Below are 16,352 nucleotides of genomic sequence, written 5' to 3' on the forward strand. Positions count from 1 at the left end.
ATTATTATTCTCCTATACCTTTTAATTTATTTAGGTATCTTTCTATTTTTATCATTTCTTTTTGACTATTAATGTTACCAATTAAGTTTAATCATAGATGATCATTTCATAATTGAATTATTTTTTGTAATATATCCATATGGCCATCTCCAGTTATTGAAACAAGAGTAAGAATAAATTTTATTTTTCTTGTTTTGTGATTTTTGTGGTCAATATTGACTGGATATTTTAGAATTGAAAATGCAACGCAATCTTTTATCGTTTCACTTCCTGGGGAAATGTGCGGAAAGACCATGTCATCTGTAAGGATGAAATAATAACCATAGTTATCTGTTAAACTTTTTAATTTTTCTAATCACTTGTTTGTGATATAATTATTCTTTATCAAAACACTAGATGAATCTCTTATTGCATCTCAAATATCTTTATATTTTTTATTAGAATATCTCATTAATTCTAAATTTATAATGCTGTTATTTTCCATTTTCAACTTTTTCATCTTTGACTTCTTTTTTGTCTATTTTATTTATTTGCTTGTTTTTTTCAACCTCTATTTTAGATTTTTTATTTTTTTTAAATTGGATTATTGAACCAAATGTTATCAACAAAACCCACGCAAATATGCTTGTTGCAAATATCGCTCATTTAATATCAAAACCAAGGTTTATATATTTTCAAAACCCAATAAATAACCCAATACAAAAGTCAGAATCTCCCCACGTTGCACTAATAGCTAAAATTTCTTTAGGCAATAGATTTGCCAAAATAAATAAATAAGGAATTAATGTTACTAAAAATCCATCTACAAACCCAGCAATAATAGCACCCAGTCTTCCTCCTTTTGTATCTCCAAAAACACCAGCTGTTGCTCCTGTAAAAAATATCGATATTGTCCCTGGAATTATAATTGATGTTATTGTTGTGGTTCCACTTATAAGAATTGATAAACCAAACATTAATAAACCCCCAAAAATAGAACCAAAGAATCCTATAAATACAGCATTTTGAGAATAAGGAAATACAATTGGACAATCTAACGCTGGTTTTGCTCCTGGAACCACTTTTTCACTAATTCCCTTAAAAGCTGGTATTAATTCACTTAAGATTGTTCGAACACCAAATAAAATAACCTCCATTCCGGCTGCAAATGTTAAAGATTTTATTAAAACAATTATTATCATACTATTACTATTTTCTATAATATTATTATCAACATATCATTTTTTTCCTAAGACCCCTCAACCAGTAAAGAAGACAATTGCATAAATAAGAGTCATGGTTGCTGTAATTAAAACACTTCTATTTCTTATAAAGGCAAACTTCTTAGACACTTTAATATCATCACATTTTTTTATTTTATTTTTAGAAAGTATTGATATAGCTAATCCAATGTATCCAGAAATACAATAATTAAGTCCACTTGTGTGACCCATAGCAACATCATTTGTTGAGGTAATACTTATCATAAACTTTTGGCATATTGCCGGGCTTATGACCATATACATTGATACAATCAAAGAACCAATTGTAATAATGATTCATCCATCACTATTTGGGTCAAGACCAACCATAACAGAGGTTACAACTACACAAATAGATATGTAAAATAATACGTGTCCAGATAAATAAATATATTTTAAATTAGTTAATCTTGCAATGATTATATTTCCGATCATAGACATTATCATTACAATTGAAGATAACGTACCTATAACACCTAATGAACCTTGAACTAGGCCACCTATACCATCATTATTGGGAATTACAGGGCTAACACCAAATAATTCTCGAACAGTTAAATCAAAACCAGTTAAAGAACTAACAAGTAATGATGCTCCACCAGCCAACACCAAATAACCGATCATTGTTTTTATTGTGGATATAAAGACCTCTGAGGAATGTTTTTTTTGTACAATAGAACCGATCATTCCAAAAATCCCCATTAATAGAGCTGGTGTTGCTAGAAAATTAACAAAAAAATCAATTATTTCATTTTGTTTCATTATTTAAACTAACCTCCAAATTTTTGTAGTTTTTCTTTTAATAATTTTTTATCCATTAAATTGACTAAAACAATTTTGTTTTCAAAATTTAAACTATCTGCAATATCTGCGCCACATACAACTAAATCAACGCCTATTGGATTAAATGAATCAACTGATATATGGCTTACATCTGCATTTAAATTTATACTTTTACAAACTTCTTTTATATTCATTTCAACTATAAAACTTGAACCAAGTCCGCTACCGCATACAGCAACTATCTTCATACTTTTCCTCCCCTCTAACACATCTATGTGTGTACTTTTATATTAACTTATTAATTAATGATATAAAATTTTACAAAAAAAATAGACTTTTGGTCTATTTTTTTGAGAGAAATGCTTTTTTTATCTCGTGATTTATATATATTTGGGGTATAATTGGTGAGAGCGATGTATTAATATAGTATAGAGGATTTATAAAATCTATATTTGAATAAATAAAAAAGTTTACATAATCTTTATAAATATTTGAGATGTTATCGGTTATGCAAAATACAATATTATTTTCAAGAGAACTAACATATTTTAGGAAATTTAAGATATTTATATTTTTTCCTTTCGAAGAATAAACTAAAAACAAGGAATTTGACATTTTTTCATCAAGAAACTTTCATGTCCAGTCCCTTTTGATTTCTACTAATTTACAGTCATTTTTAAAATTATTTATAAAATACAAAAATTCATAGCCAGATATTTTACTATAACCTTCACCAGTTATAAATAATTTTTTGTGCTTTAATATATCAACAAATTTTTCAATATTAACTGCGTGTTTTATTTCTGCTTTGATGGGGCTTGTTGTATCTGCAATATTAATAGAAAACAAAAACTCCTTTCATTTTTTGAATCCTAATTTATTTAGCAAATTGTAAATAAAAGCTTTTGATAGTTTATAATGGTTAATAACTTTATTTTGACTTCATAAACTATGTTCTTTAAAGTTTGCCTTGAAATTAATCAAAAAATCAATTTCTTTCTTATTTAAATTCATATTAACCTCTATATTTTATTCTATATCATTTATTATATAAAAATAAATATTTGTTGATATAATATTAATAATAATTATTATAATGTATATTAAAATTTTAAATATGACAATTTACAATAATATAAAAACAATGTAAAACAATAATATTAATTTATTATTAAATATTTAATTATATTTTGATAATAATTAAATCAAATTTTAATTTTTATATCCACAAATTGAATAGTGTGGAGTAAATAATATGATATAACTTATAATTCATATTATTAGGAAAAATAGAATAAAAATAATGTCTTATTGTAAAAATATATAATTAAAGTTTTGAAACATTATCACATAATATTATCTCACTCGACCATTTGAATTATTTTTTTCTTTTTTAATAACATTATCATCTGCTTTTTCAACATTCTTTTTTTCATCTTTTAATTTAGTGTTAAAATTATTAGGAGATTTTTTCTTATTATCAACTTTATATTCATTAAAATTATTTTTTAATATGCGTGGTTTTAACGATGAAGAATTATGATCTAACAAATCCTCTTTACTATTTTTAATTGATTTATCAATTATTTTTTTATTTTTTAAATTAATTGATTCTATAAATTTTGGAGTTTTCTTATACTCCTCAAGCCCATTTATATTTTTTATATCAATTTTAAGTGATTTATATGTTTCAATTATTTCTTCTATACTTTTTTTAAAATATTCAATGATATTTGTTAATATTTTATTTTCCTCTGGTATTTTTATCAAAAGTGCAGATGACTCTTTATTGAAAATTAATTCATCAATATCTATAATATCCTTATTAAAAAAATAATCACTATTTTTTTCAATATCTATAAAATATTTATAACATTCTTCTGATTCAATTAGTTTTGGCTTGTTAATTTCATAATTTTTATCTAGTGATAACTTATTGAGTAAGATAAATAATCCCTCATCCTTTTCTTTTATATATTGAGAATAAAATTTCTTTATTATTGTAATCTTATTATTATCAAATGCATGTTTCATAATAGATAAAATATTAAAATTACCTTGTATATGTTCATCTTCGCTAGTACACAATGATTTTAATAATGTGTATGTAATTATTTTAAAATATTTTCTGCACTCTTCTGCAGTTTCTTTTTTAATAAACATACTATCGGGAAAAATATTATCAATAACTTTTATAATTTCTTTAACTATATTATCAATTTGCTTTTTAATTAAATTTTTAAGCTCATTTAGATAATGTTTTTTAGTTTTGTATAATGTGTTTTCTTCAATATATATATTTAATTTATTACTTTCACCTTTATCGACACTATAGTATAAACAATCACAACATTTACCATTATTTTGCTTATTTAATAAATAATCAATGTTATTATTAATACAATAATTACTATCCTTATGATAATTGCCGATAAAATTAAAAATTGAATTTTCATTATTTCTAAATCAAATACCACAAAAATAATTACTATATTGTATATAAGTTTTATTTTGTAAATTAATATTTAATTTCTTATATATTGAATCATGATTATTAAATTTGCAAACTTTTATTTTAGATCTTAATGTAAACTGACTCAATAAATAATATTGTTTGTATTTTTTTCATAGTGTAAAAAATATATTTAATGTTCTATATTTTTTAGAATTAATAAAATCAATTATAAACTTATTGCAATTATAGTAATCAAAAATTGACTCTATTATAAAATAATCTTTTATTAATGAGCAATCTATAAATTTTACTTCTTTTGTTAATTCATTATTAAAAGTTTTTTTCTCAATGTTATTATAATATTTATAGTTATTATTTTTTATTTGTTTACCTTTATTTTCATCTTTTTCATAAACATTTTTGAAAACACTACCCCCATTATTATTATTGTTAAGTATCTGATCATCTTTAATATTTTCATTTCTGATATTTTTTTTATTTTTTTTAATTTTTTTAATTTTTTTAAATAAAGATGGGATAAAAAATAATATCACTGAAAATATAACAATGCCAAATAAAAATAAAATATATATATTCATAAATCTTCTTAAAATAAGTTATGTTACAAAATAGCTATTGTATTATGTGCAATATCAATTTTAATATCATAATCTTATGCTCCCCTCATACATATGATTATAATCTACTGAATTACTAATGTAAAGTATTTGTCTATATAAATTATAACTTATTTTATAATAAAAAAAATATTGTTAAAGGTAAAATAGTATTGTAAAAATTCATTCAAATTTAATTTTACTATTTTAATAATATTAACCATTCTAATAATGTTAATAAGCAAGCTAAATTTTAATTGCATATTTTAAAACACAATGAAATAATATTTTTCTCAAAGATCTACAAATCTATCATTCTTTTATTTCACTTCATAATTTTATTGTTAGTTTTATTAAGAAATTCAACGATCTTTTTGTCACCATTTATAATTACGCTTATTATAATGTCACATATAAATGCTTGTGATGCGCTAGCAGATATTTTAGGAAATCTTACCATTTCTTTTATATGTTCTGTATGTGTTAAAATAATACTTATGTTTTTTGCTAATTTTGGATCAACATTTTGAATTGGTCCTATTCAAATTATTTTTATTTTTTTATTTACCGCTTGCTTAACTGCTCACAAATTTTCTATTGTTATTCCAGATGCACAAAATACAATTAATAGTGACTCATTGTCTACCATAAATTCTAATTGGGTTATCAAACCATGAATTGAAACATTGTTTGTTGCATTGATTCCAATTTTTTGTAGTGATTGCTTTAAGTAAGTTCCAGATACATAACTCTCTTCAATTCCAAATATACTAATAATTTTGGCTTTTAAAATAAGGTTAACTGCTTCATATATTTTTTTAGAATCTAATATTCTTTTAGTTTCGATAATAGAATAAACATGAAAAGCAGAAACATTATCAATTATTGATTGAATATTTCCATCTATTTTTTTTACCTTTAATAGTTCATTAACATTAATCTTTGGACTATACTGAATTTGCATATCACGAAATGAATTATATCCTAATTTTTTAGCAAGTCTTATAATCGTTGCTTCACCACATGTAAATTCTTTTGCCAAAATTTTTAAATTATTTCTAACAAAAAATTCTATATCTTCATTGATACGATCTAAAATGAATTCTTCTGTACTTGTTAAATTATTGTTCACTGTACCCTCCTTATAAAATAATAAATTATTGACTAGTTTAATAGCCAATAATTTATCAGACCATAATTATTATTATTTTCAATTAAAAATTTTATCAACTTGAACCTTCATTTCCTTTGGACCATAGTTTACAAAGAAACCAACAACAATAACATCAGCACCTGCTTGGCAAATATCTTTATATGTTTCTTCTCTACATCCCCCATCAACCATAATTAAGAAGTCTTTATTTTTTTTACTTCTAAAATCTGAAAGATCAGAAATTTTTTTAGTTGCAGAGTCAATTATTGATTGACCATTAAATCCTGGTGTTATATTCATCAACATAACTCCGTCAAGATTGTCTATATATTCTTCAATTATAGATATTGATGTTTCTGGGTTTAAAGCAATAATTGGCTTAACGTTGTTTGTTTTAATTTTTTTAATAATCGAATTTATATTTTTACTAGTTTTATCTGTAATAGATTCATAGTGAAATATAAAATAATCAATACCAGTTTTTGCAAATGATTCTATAAACCTGTCACTATTATGACACATCATATGAGCATCAACAATAATATCTTTATATTTATTTTTTATATCAGCACAAAACTTTTGACATAATGCATAATTATTTACAAACAAACCATCCATTATATCAACGTGAATTCATTTTACTCCACAAGCAATTAGTTCTTCTAACTTCTTTCCAATTTCTAAAAAATTAAATACATATATACTAGCTGCAACTATTTTTTTATTCATGTATATTCACCTTTCCTTGTTTTTTTATAAATTCTTCAACATCCTTATAGTTTGGAATTGAAACTTGAGCTCCTTTTTTTTGAACTGTTAATGCTGAAGCTGCTGTTGCAAATAAAATAGCCTCTTTTATATTAACATCTAAAGCCAATTTTAAAACAAAACCACCAATAAAAGTATCTCCAGCTGCTGTTGCATCAACACACTTTATTTTATAAGCATCAATTATTGATATATTATTGTTTATATCAACAAAAATACTTCCTTTATCTCCTAATGTTACAATAATATTTTTTTTAGATATTAATTGTAAAGATTTAGCATAAGTTTTAATCACCTCTAAATCCTCACTATATTTTTCACCAATTAAAATAGCAAGTTCAGACTCGTTTGGAATAATAAAATCACAATATTTTAATATCTCATCTTTAATTTTAAGTGCTGGACCTGGATTTAAAATTACTATTTTTTGTGCCAATGAAGCATATTTTAATAGTTCTTCAATAAAATCTAACGATATTTCTAGTTGACTAACTACTATGTCATAATCATCAATTAATTTTTTGTATTTGTTTATGTCATTTTTTGTAAAAGCAAAGTTTGCTCCAACATTGACAATTAAAATATTATCCCCATTATCATCAACAATAATATTTGCCACTCCAGTTGGAATTTTGTGATTAATTTCAACATTACTAGTTTTAACATTATTTGCTTTTAAATTTTCAATTGCTTTTTCACCATTATCATCTGCCCCAACCATTGCCACCATCTCAACATTTCCATTTAATCTAGAAATGGCAATTGCTTGATTTGCGCCTTTTCCTCCACAAAATGTGTTAAATGATTTTGATAAAATACATTGTCCTTTATTTGGCAATTTGTCCACATAATATACATGATCCATGTTCACACTACCAAAAACTAAGATTTTTTTCATTTAGCCACCTACTCTCTATCTTTTAATTTTTCTTCTTTAACATCATCGCCAATAACGCTTTTAATTTTTTGACCAACAATTTTATTATTAATTATATCATTTTTATGTCTTTTGCTATATAAATATCCATCAATCACAAGTCCAAGGATAGCACTTAATGCAACTCCTAACAAAATTCATTCAAAGATATTTATATTTATTAATCATCCAAATATAGAAAATACAGCATAATCTGACTCTGCTCATAGTAATGTATGGGTACTTGTATCAAATTCCCATCCATATAATGATTGCATTAATAAATATATAATCGGAATTATTGTGAGCAAGATTCCATTTACAAAAGCAGCAATAATAGTTCCTAAAATACCACCTTTAATATTTGCAAATGTTCCGCTTACTCCACCTGTAAAAAAATGAGCAATTATTCCAGGAATAACAATCGCACTAATTAATTTTGGATCAATTATATTTAAAGCCATAGTAATTGACATTCCAATTATCCCTGCAATAAAACTAGAGATAAAACCAATTAAAACAGCATTGGGTGAATAATACATCGCAATACTACAATCAACACCCATTTTTGCTCCGTGGATTCATTTTAAACTTACACCTTCTAAGGCGGGAATTAATTCTAATGTTAATGTTTTAATTCCAAAAATTAAAATTTCAACTCCAGCAGCAAATTTAATTGAATCAATTATTATTTTAGTAATCACAGACTCGTTACTTGCAATAATATTTTTAGCAACCATATCTGCTTTACCATTTATACTTCAATATGAACCATATGTAATTCCAAATATTAACAGCATTGTCACAGTAACAGCAACTGTTGAATTTGAAAAAACTTTTAATCAGGTAGGAAAATTAATTTCCTCTGTTGACTTTATTTTTCCTTTTTTTATTTTTCCAACTAACTCTCCAATTTTACCAGCAATTGCAAATGATATTGCATTTGCATGCCCAATATACATTTTATTGTCATTGGTTAAAAATTCCATATATGGTTTTGATAACATTGGTGAAAGTAGCATATAAATTGCTACAAAAATTGAACCAACAATTAGGTAAAATCACATATCTTTAGAAAGATCGATTCCTCCATAATAAAACATTATTGATATTGCCACAGATAAGTATAATATGTGGTGTCCTGTTAAAAAAATATATTTAAATCGGCTAGTTTTTGCCAAGATTACATTTAAAATAATCGCAATAAACATGATAAGTGACGCAACAGTTGCAATATCGGGAATCGCATTCATAATACTCCCTGCTAACGCATCTGAATTTGGTATTATTCCAGATAAATAAAATAAATTTGTAAATGCTATTGTAAAATCATTTAAGGTACTAGATAAAATTGTAATTCCACCAATTAGAATTAAATATCCCGCTGCTGCTTTTAATGAAGATTCAATAGTTTCAGTTGCTTTTCTTTTAAGTAAAATAGAACCCAACATTGAAAATAAACCAAGTAGTATCGCTGGTGCTCCAAAGAACCCTTTTATAAAATATATAAATTCATTCATAATATCTCCTTTCACCCTAATACTAACTTAATTTTCATATTACATATATGATTATTTTGTAACAAAAAAAAATACTCCAAATATTTGCTTAAAAAAAATGTTTTTGGTGTTTTTATTCATTAAAATTAAATTCTATTTTAGAAAATAAATAAATTGTTCACCAATTCTGCTTATATAAATTTTTTTTAGGTCTAAATTTTTTTTATTTAGAAAATATTAAAAATAGTTTTTAATCTAAGATTAAAAACTATTGAATCTAAAAACAAATTATTTAGCAACTAATTAATAGCTATCAAATTCATTTATAACTATAATGTTATTTTTTTATTTAAATAAATTAAATAAATTAAGATCAAAGACCCAATTCCAAAACAATAAATTATATTAATAAGATTTTCAATTGTATTTCTTGCCATACTAGTCATTGAAGAAAATATAAGTGGAAAGTATCTAGAAATTTTGACAATATTTTCTGGTAATAGAGTTGCATAGTAAATAAAATATCGATTACCACCCTCTTTTTTTCCAATATATTCTAAAGATAAAATAAAATAATCAAATCTAACAATCGCAGCAAAAGCAAGTAAAAAGAATGAGATGATTGACAAAAATACAATATAAAGGACAAGTGATTTATTTCATAGTAAATATCCACCAAGAATAATTACTAGAGAGAATAATCATATATTAAGATAAATGTTAAATATCTCCCAACAACCAATTCATCTGTTTCGATAGAGAGGATTGTCAAGCATTGCTGTAATCGAAATAGTTATTAGTGCATTTGAAAAAATATAAAAGAACAATGTAAATACTAAAACTCAAAATACTTCATTCCTTGATAATCCACTATAAATTGCAAATCTAAATTTTTTATTTTTTAATTGGGAAAAAAATAAAAAGTAAGCAAATAAGCAAACAGTCACTAGGAGAGTAAAATATAAAACCCCAAAGAAAAAAGAAGAGGTTATAGAAATATTATGAAAAGCAATTGATAACATATTTTCATTCGATTTTTTGCTAAAATCAAAATTACCCCATGTTAATCCGTGAGCTTTTTTATCGAGATAAAAGAAACTAAAAACAATTACTAAAAATACTGGCATCATAATTGCACAAATAAATCATGCTTTATTAATGCTCAATATTGCAGAAAAAAAACCATAATATTTTTTAAATCTACTTTTTTTCTGAATCTTAATATCCTTTTTAGTCATCATCTGCCTCGTTTAAAACATCACTAATATTTTGATTTTTTTCATAATACTCGTAATAAATTTCTCTTTGTTTAGAAATTAAATCATCTCAATTTGAAACATCTTCATTTTTAAATATTTCATTATTTTTAATTACAATAACCTTATTGCAAAGATTTGCTATATCTTCTAAAATATGTGAAGCATAGATAATAATTTTATCATTTGCTATTTGTTTTAAATAGTCTGATAATAATTTTGAAGCAACAGGATCAAGACCAATTGTTGGTTCATCTAGCAAATAAATATCTCGGTCATAACCCAAAATTAAACATATTTTTAATTTTTGAAACATCCCTGTTGAAAGTTCTTTTATTTTTTTCTTAGATGTTATCTTAAAGTTTAATAATTTTGCAATGGCATTAATTTTACTTTTTTTCTCACTATTCATATACTTATAAATTTTAACAAATTTATTAACTGTTAATGATTTTGGAAGGTCATCTTCACTAGATATATAGCCAATTCTATCAAGATTAAATTCTTTTTTATTTGTATGGGTTTTGTTTATAATAATTTCACCTTCGCGCGGAATTATAAGCCCTGTTAATAGACGTAAAAATGTTGTTTTTCCAGCTCCATTAACACCAAGTAAACCAATTATACCTCTGTCAATTGTAAGGTTAATATTATTTAAACCAGATTCTTCATCAAACATCTTACTAACATCATTAAATTCAATTTTCATAATTATACCCTCTCAATTTTCTAAAATTTACTATAATTTAAAGTGATATTAATATTAAGATATGTTAATTCATCACCTTTAATTGGTTTATTTTCAACATATTTTTTATCAAACATTTTCACAATTATATTTGAACTTTGCGATTCATTTGATATTTCATTATTATTAAATTTTATCATTAAGGGTAAATTGTATATTTCTCGATTAGAACCTTGCATATAGTTTTGTTTTATAAGATTATAGTTATCATCATTATCCCTTATTATATCAATCGTTGTTATGGTATTATCTTTTTCTTCAGAAAGCGCTGTTTTAGGAGAATAAGATTTAACTACTTTATTGTCAATCAAAATATCAATATATGTAGGATTTGTAAATCCTCCTTCAATAATCCAATACGGATTTATTGTTAAGGTTCCATCATTATTAAGTAATGATTTTTCAACATAAAATGTTGCACCATTTTTATCAACTGGGTTTAGCATATAAAATGATTCAGCTTCGCACGATATTGTTTGTTGAATTGGTAATGGTAATACTGCGAATGATGCAAAAAAGAATAATTTTCTCTTCATATAACCCCCATAATAATTTTCTCAATTATACCACTTTATTAAAACAATTACAATAAAAATATAAAAAAAAACAATAATAAATATTTATTTATTCGATTTGAAATTTATGCTATTTTTATTATAAATATTGATTATTAAAATAAAAGTTCTATACAGGGTGAATTTATAATTTTATTATATGTGAATAAAATAAGGATTATCTTGTTTGTAACGTCCTTTCCTATGTAAAAAGATAAATAAAAAAATAATTTAAAAAATTGTAAATTATTTTTTAAATGAAATTATTTTAAAAGAATTCTGCTAATTTTATTTATTTTTTAAATATAATCACCCATTTAAATTAATGAGAAATTAATTCGACTCACTTTTATAACCTTGAGTTATTGCATTTATGGTCATTACTTATATTATTCATTACTATCATAATCTTGACCTCTGATTCCTGTAATCGCTTCTAATTTTATGATAATTTCTTTTTCTAATTTATCTTTTAAAATACTGTGGGCTTTAGCAAGTGTATCTGCATTTTTATTTAATGAATTTTTAACAGAATCAATATCTCCTAGTTGTTTTTTAAAAGAACGAATAAATTTTGGTAATTCTTCAGTCATGAAAGTAGATATTAAATTGATTTTTTCCTCATATTCTTTTAATAATTTTGAATCCTTTGAATCGTTTGAATCTATTAATAATTTTCTTTTTTCTTCGAAATCAAATTCAATTTCAATTAATCTTCGTACAATTTGGCCAACAAATATAAAACTTTCAGAGTCGCTCATTCATATATTTACCCATTCATCACTTCTAATAAATGGAATTGATTTATATTTATCGTTAAAACTTGTTGCAACTAATATACCATATTTTGTTTTATTATTTGAAACATCAACAGATAATTTTGGCAATCAAGCATCACTCCATTTAGCATTTTTAACCTCATAAACAATCTTACCAATATCTTTACCTTGAGAATTTCTAACAGTTTGTAAATAATCTGCCTTTTTATCTCCAGTAGTTATTTTTTCAATTTTATCTAAATAACCAAATGCTTTGCGAAGTTCTTTTTCAACCTCAAGTTCAAAGTTTTCTCCTTTAGATTTTGAATCAATTATACGCAATCTTAAGTTAGCTTGTTCTAACTCTCTAATTTGTAAATTTAAACTATCTATTTTATTGGTGTGTGCTTTTTCTATTTCTAACATTTTATTTGCAAGATCAGTTTCAAATTTTAATTTTAAATTTTTTTCTTCAGATTCAAAGTTATTAATTTTTAATTCCAATTCCTTTATTTTTTGGTTAAATAGTAATTGTGTATCCTTTTCTTTATTTAGAATTTCTGCTGTTTTAGAAGCTTCGATTTGTTTTATTTTATTTTGATAATCGTTTAAATTTAATTTTAAAGAACTAATTTCTTTTTGTGATTGTACTTCTAAAATTCTTAATTTTTCAAGAAATTCTTTTTCTATTTTAGCCCTATCGGCTATTAGTTTTTCTTCGGTTGCTTTTTCTAATTTATTTGCAACCTTATCGTCGATAAAATCGTTGAAAACTTGAGAGTCGTGATTAAATAATTCCTCTAAAAATATTTTTTGTTCACAATTTGGACATGTTAAATATTTATTATCCATACTTAGATAACTCCTTCCATTATAAATTTTTAAAAATTACAAAAAAATATTTAGATATTTTTTTGTATAATATATATTAAAATTTAAGAGTTTTAAAAATTTTGTCTAGATTGATTAAAAAGTATAAAATTAACCAATGAGCAGAGACACAGTTCTCGGGATTTCTCTTTTCCCTATAATTATTAAAACATATTTATTTAAAGGAATGGTATTATTTGTTTATTATTTAACGTAAAAATTAAATAAAAAAATTTTTTATATCTATATATTAATATAAACAATTTTAAAAACTATTTAATTCGAATATAGTGTATTTTTCCAACCTGCTTGATATCAAAATTATCCTTCAATTTCTCTTTAAAAAATAAAGATGGTTTATTATTTTGAGAACCATAGTTCTTTGGGTTAAAATCTGGGATTTTTTTATACAATTCTTCAATTACAAATGAAAACTGAATATAACCCTCCTCATCTTTTTCATTATTATTTAAAATTAATGTTGTAATTTTAATCAACTCAATTAAACTATTGGTAATTGGAATTTTTTTATCTTTAATGGTGGTAACATTTTTATCTTTAACATCATCAATAGGCTTTGAGTGCGTTGCATTTTTAATAATATCAATACTTATATATCTACTAAATAGTTTTTTATAATCTTCTGATTTAGATGCTGTTCCAGCACCAATAACAATCTTATTTTTTTGACGTAATCTTTTGGCAATTGGAGCAAAATCTAAATCATTTGTTGCTAAGACAAAACAATCTACATATTCTTTTTCCAATCATTCCATAACATCTAAAGCGATCCTAATATCCACTGCATTTTTTCCATTCGAGTATGAAGGTTCAACAATAAAATCATTAATTCCATATTCCTTTGATTTTTCAGAAACATTTTTATCTTTTGTATTTGTATAAAATGCCCCTTTATAAATAACACTTCCATATTGTTCTAGTTCATCAAATAAAATTTTTAAATCTGCTTCGTTATTAAAATTGTCAAAGTCAATAAAAACGGCTATAATTTTATCATTTATATCAATCATTTTAATCTTTTTCCTTTTTTTGGTTATTTTTTTATGTTTAATGTTTTTCTTAATTTGTCAATAATTAGTAAGCAAATATATTTTATCACAATATAAAATATATTTCATAATAATCTAATTATTTATATTTTGTTACAAATTATTGAAAAAAAATATCGCAACTTTAATTGTGATCTTGCTATTTAAAAACCTAAAAAATAATCTCCTATTATATAAGAATATAAGCCTTGAAGGATAAATATAATTTAAGTTTAAAACCGTAAATATAAATAGATTTTATCGGCAATTTTTGCATATATAAACAAAGATGTTAGTAAAGTTCTTTATATTAATTAATACTAAAATTATTATTTTTGCCTAAATTTATTTTACTTTTATGCTTAAAATGTTATTAAATATGTATAATAAATAGGTGAAAAAACTAAAGAATTTATCAAAAAATATTTTTAAAACAAATGAAAAGAATGTTTACATAAAAATTCCATTTATTGTTATTTTTTTTATTGGTTTAATTGGATTTATAACAACTTCTTTTTTTGATTTAGATAATAAATGAGTTGCTTATGGATGGGATTTGCAAAAAAGTCATTTTATAAAATCTTTTTGTTATTTTTATTTTAATATTGGTACAAATCAATTAACTGTTCTTTTACCTATCTGTGCAATTGTCTTGTTTGAATCATTTATGGCAAAAATTAAAAGACAAAAGCATTGAAGTGTTTATGGATTTTATATATTTTTGGCAATTTTTTGAATAGTATATAATTGATATATCATTTATTCAACCTATAATGCAGATGATGGATGAGGTTTTGGAATTTGTGTTTCAGTATTGCTTGATGGAAAATCAGCATTATATGGAATAATTGCTATCACTGTGATAAATACGATAATTTTTGTTGCGGTTGCCTATCTTATCCATTTTAAAATTGCTAAATTTCCAACATTTATTGAGGATAAATATTGACATCGTTCCCTATTTCTTATCATCTATGTATTAATAATGTACTTTTTTATCATTATTATTAAACAATCAACTGGAAGACCAGAATATATATTTACAAACTTCGAAGATATTGTTGGAAAAATAACTTGGGGGGATGTAGATAAACTGACCGGAAGAAGAAAGGCAATAGATATAGACCTTACACCTGCTATTCGAAAAATCAATGGAATTACAGATGCAGATATGCCAAAACTTAAAGCAAATATTTTAAGAGAAATAAACAACAATAATTGAGCACCATCAAATTATTTTCAATGATGACAAATTAATGGTGATTGGGTATCAAATTTAAAACATTGAGCAATTTTTAATTGATTTACAGATTCATCAACTAAGAATATGCCAACAGGTTGATATGTAATAAACTTTCCAAGTGGACATATGAATGCCACATTTACAACATTTGGATATGGATATATTTTTCTTTATGAAAATAAAAATATTAAAAAGAAATGAAAAATTTCCTTTATGATTTTATGATTAGTGCATTTATTTGGAATGTTATTAACACTGACAATTTCAACACTACATTATCCAACCGATTGTTTCTTCACAATGACCTTGTGCCCATTGATAATATATCCATCCTTAAAAGCGACAGATTTTTGTGTTAAATTGGCTTTAAAAATAGTTGATCATAAAAAAAATAAAGTGGTTCTTAAGATTGAAAAATAAAAATAATTTTATATCACTATTG

Annotated in this window: 15 protein-coding genes; 1 reads left to right on the plus strand and 14 read right to left on the minus strand. The window is 23.8% G+C overall.

Annotated features, from left to right (window positions below):
• Positions 1 to 4 precede the first annotated feature (4 nt).
• The 14 genes from AAHM97_RS03150 to AAHM97_RS03215 all read right to left on the minus strand — a co-directional run bounded on the left by AAHM97_RS03150 (position 5) and on the right by AAHM97_RS03215 (position 14,649).
• Positions 5 to 484, minus strand: a complete 480-nt coding sequence (locus AAHM97_RS03150) for a PTS sugar transporter subunit IIA (RefSeq protein ID WP_342268490.1) — start codon at positions 482 to 484, stop codon at positions 5 to 7.
• Positions 474 to 2,003 (minus strand): PTS ascorbate transporter subunit IIC, encoded by a 1,530-nt coding sequence (locus AAHM97_RS03155; RefSeq protein ID WP_342268491.1) that lies wholly within the window; start codon positions 2,001 to 2,003, stop codon positions 474 to 476. The genes AAHM97_RS03150 and AAHM97_RS03155 overlap by 11 nt, the downstream gene beginning before the upstream one ends.
• Before the next feature lie 8 nt (positions 2,004 to 2,011).
• The gene (locus AAHM97_RS03160; protein WP_342268492.1) at positions 2,012 to 2,272 is read right to left on the minus strand and encodes a PTS sugar transporter subunit IIB; all 261 of its coding nucleotides are present in this window, start codon (positions 2,270 to 2,272) and stop codon (positions 2,012 to 2,014) included.
• 94 nt (positions 2,273 to 2,366) lie between these two features.
• A complete protein-coding gene (locus AAHM97_RS03165) occupies positions 2,367 to 3,038 on the minus strand; it encodes a hypothetical protein (protein WP_342268493.1) in 672 nt (223 codons plus the stop codon).
• Between the two features lie 342 nt (positions 3,039 to 3,380).
• The gene (locus AAHM97_RS03170; RefSeq protein WP_342268494.1) at positions 3,381 to 5,078 is read right to left on the minus strand and encodes a hypothetical protein; all 1,698 of its coding nucleotides are present in this window, start codon (positions 5,076 to 5,078) and stop codon (positions 3,381 to 3,383) included.
• A 319-nt stretch (positions 5,079 to 5,397) separates the two neighbouring features.
• Entirely contained in the window at positions 5,398 to 6,228 is an 831-nt protein-coding gene (locus AAHM97_RS03175; RefSeq protein WP_342268495.1) for a MurR/RpiR family transcriptional regulator, read from the minus strand.
• A 72-nt stretch (positions 6,229 to 6,300) separates the two neighbouring features.
• Complete coding sequence (locus AAHM97_RS03180; protein WP_342268496.1) at positions 6,301 to 6,978, minus strand: ribulose-phosphate 3-epimerase; 678 nt, start codon at positions 6,976 to 6,978, stop codon at positions 6,301 to 6,303.
• Positions 6,971 to 7,915 carry a ribokinase gene (gene rbsK, locus AAHM97_RS03185; protein ID WP_342268497.1) on the minus strand — a complete coding sequence of 315 codons (945 nt, stop codon included), beginning with the start codon at positions 7,913 to 7,915 and terminating at the stop codon, positions 6,971 to 6,973. The genes AAHM97_RS03180 and rbsK overlap by 8 nt, the downstream gene beginning before the upstream one ends.
• An 8-nt stretch (positions 7,916 to 7,923) precedes the next feature.
• The gene (locus tag AAHM97_RS03190) at positions 7,924 to 9,453 is read right to left on the minus strand and encodes a PTS ascorbate transporter subunit IIC (protein ID WP_342268498.1); all 1,530 of its coding nucleotides are present in this window, start codon (positions 9,451 to 9,453) and stop codon (positions 7,924 to 7,926) included.
• A gap of 308 nt (positions 9,454 to 9,761) precedes the next feature.
• Positions 9,762 to 10,670, minus strand: coding sequence for a hypothetical protein (locus AAHM97_RS03195; protein ID WP_342268499.1), 909 nt, complete (start codon positions 10,668 to 10,670; stop codon positions 9,762 to 9,764).
• Complete coding sequence (locus AAHM97_RS03200; protein WP_342268500.1) at positions 10,663 to 11,397, minus strand: ABC transporter ATP-binding protein; 735 nt, start codon at positions 11,395 to 11,397, stop codon at positions 10,663 to 10,665. Before AAHM97_RS03200 ends, AAHM97_RS03195 begins: the two co-directional genes overlap by 8 nt.
• Positions 11,398 to 11,417: 20 nt before the next feature.
• The gene (locus tag AAHM97_RS03205) at positions 11,418 to 11,972 is read right to left on the minus strand and encodes a hypothetical protein (RefSeq protein WP_342268501.1); all 555 of its coding nucleotides are present in this window, start codon (positions 11,970 to 11,972) and stop codon (positions 11,418 to 11,420) included.
• Between the two features lie 407 nt (positions 11,973 to 12,379).
• Positions 12,380 to 13,600 carry a DUF2130 domain-containing protein gene (locus AAHM97_RS03210; RefSeq protein ID WP_342268502.1) on the minus strand — a complete coding sequence of 407 codons (1,221 nt, stop codon included), beginning with the start codon at positions 13,598 to 13,600 and terminating at the stop codon, positions 12,380 to 12,382.
• A gap of 290 nt (positions 13,601 to 13,890) precedes the next feature.
• Positions 13,891 to 14,649: an NYN domain-containing protein gene (locus AAHM97_RS03215; RefSeq protein WP_342268503.1), complete on the minus strand. Its 759-nt coding sequence runs from the start codon at positions 14,647 to 14,649 to the stop codon at positions 13,891 to 13,893.
• A 412-nt stretch (positions 14,650 to 15,061) separates the two neighbouring features.
• Here AAHM97_RS03215 and AAHM97_RS03220 point away from each other — a divergent pair, with 412 nt between their 5' ends.
• Positions 15,062 to 16,330 carry a phosphatase PAP2 family protein gene (locus tag AAHM97_RS03220; RefSeq protein WP_342268504.1) on the plus strand — a complete coding sequence of 423 codons (1,269 nt, stop codon included), beginning with the start codon at positions 15,062 to 15,064 and terminating at the stop codon, positions 16,328 to 16,330.
• Positions 16,331 to 16,352 lie beyond the last annotated feature (22 nt).

The organism is Spiroplasma endosymbiont of Aspidapion aeneum (assembly GCF_964031045.1).
Taxonomy (GTDB): Bacteria; Bacillota_I; Bacilli_A; order Mycoplasmatales; family Mycoplasmataceae.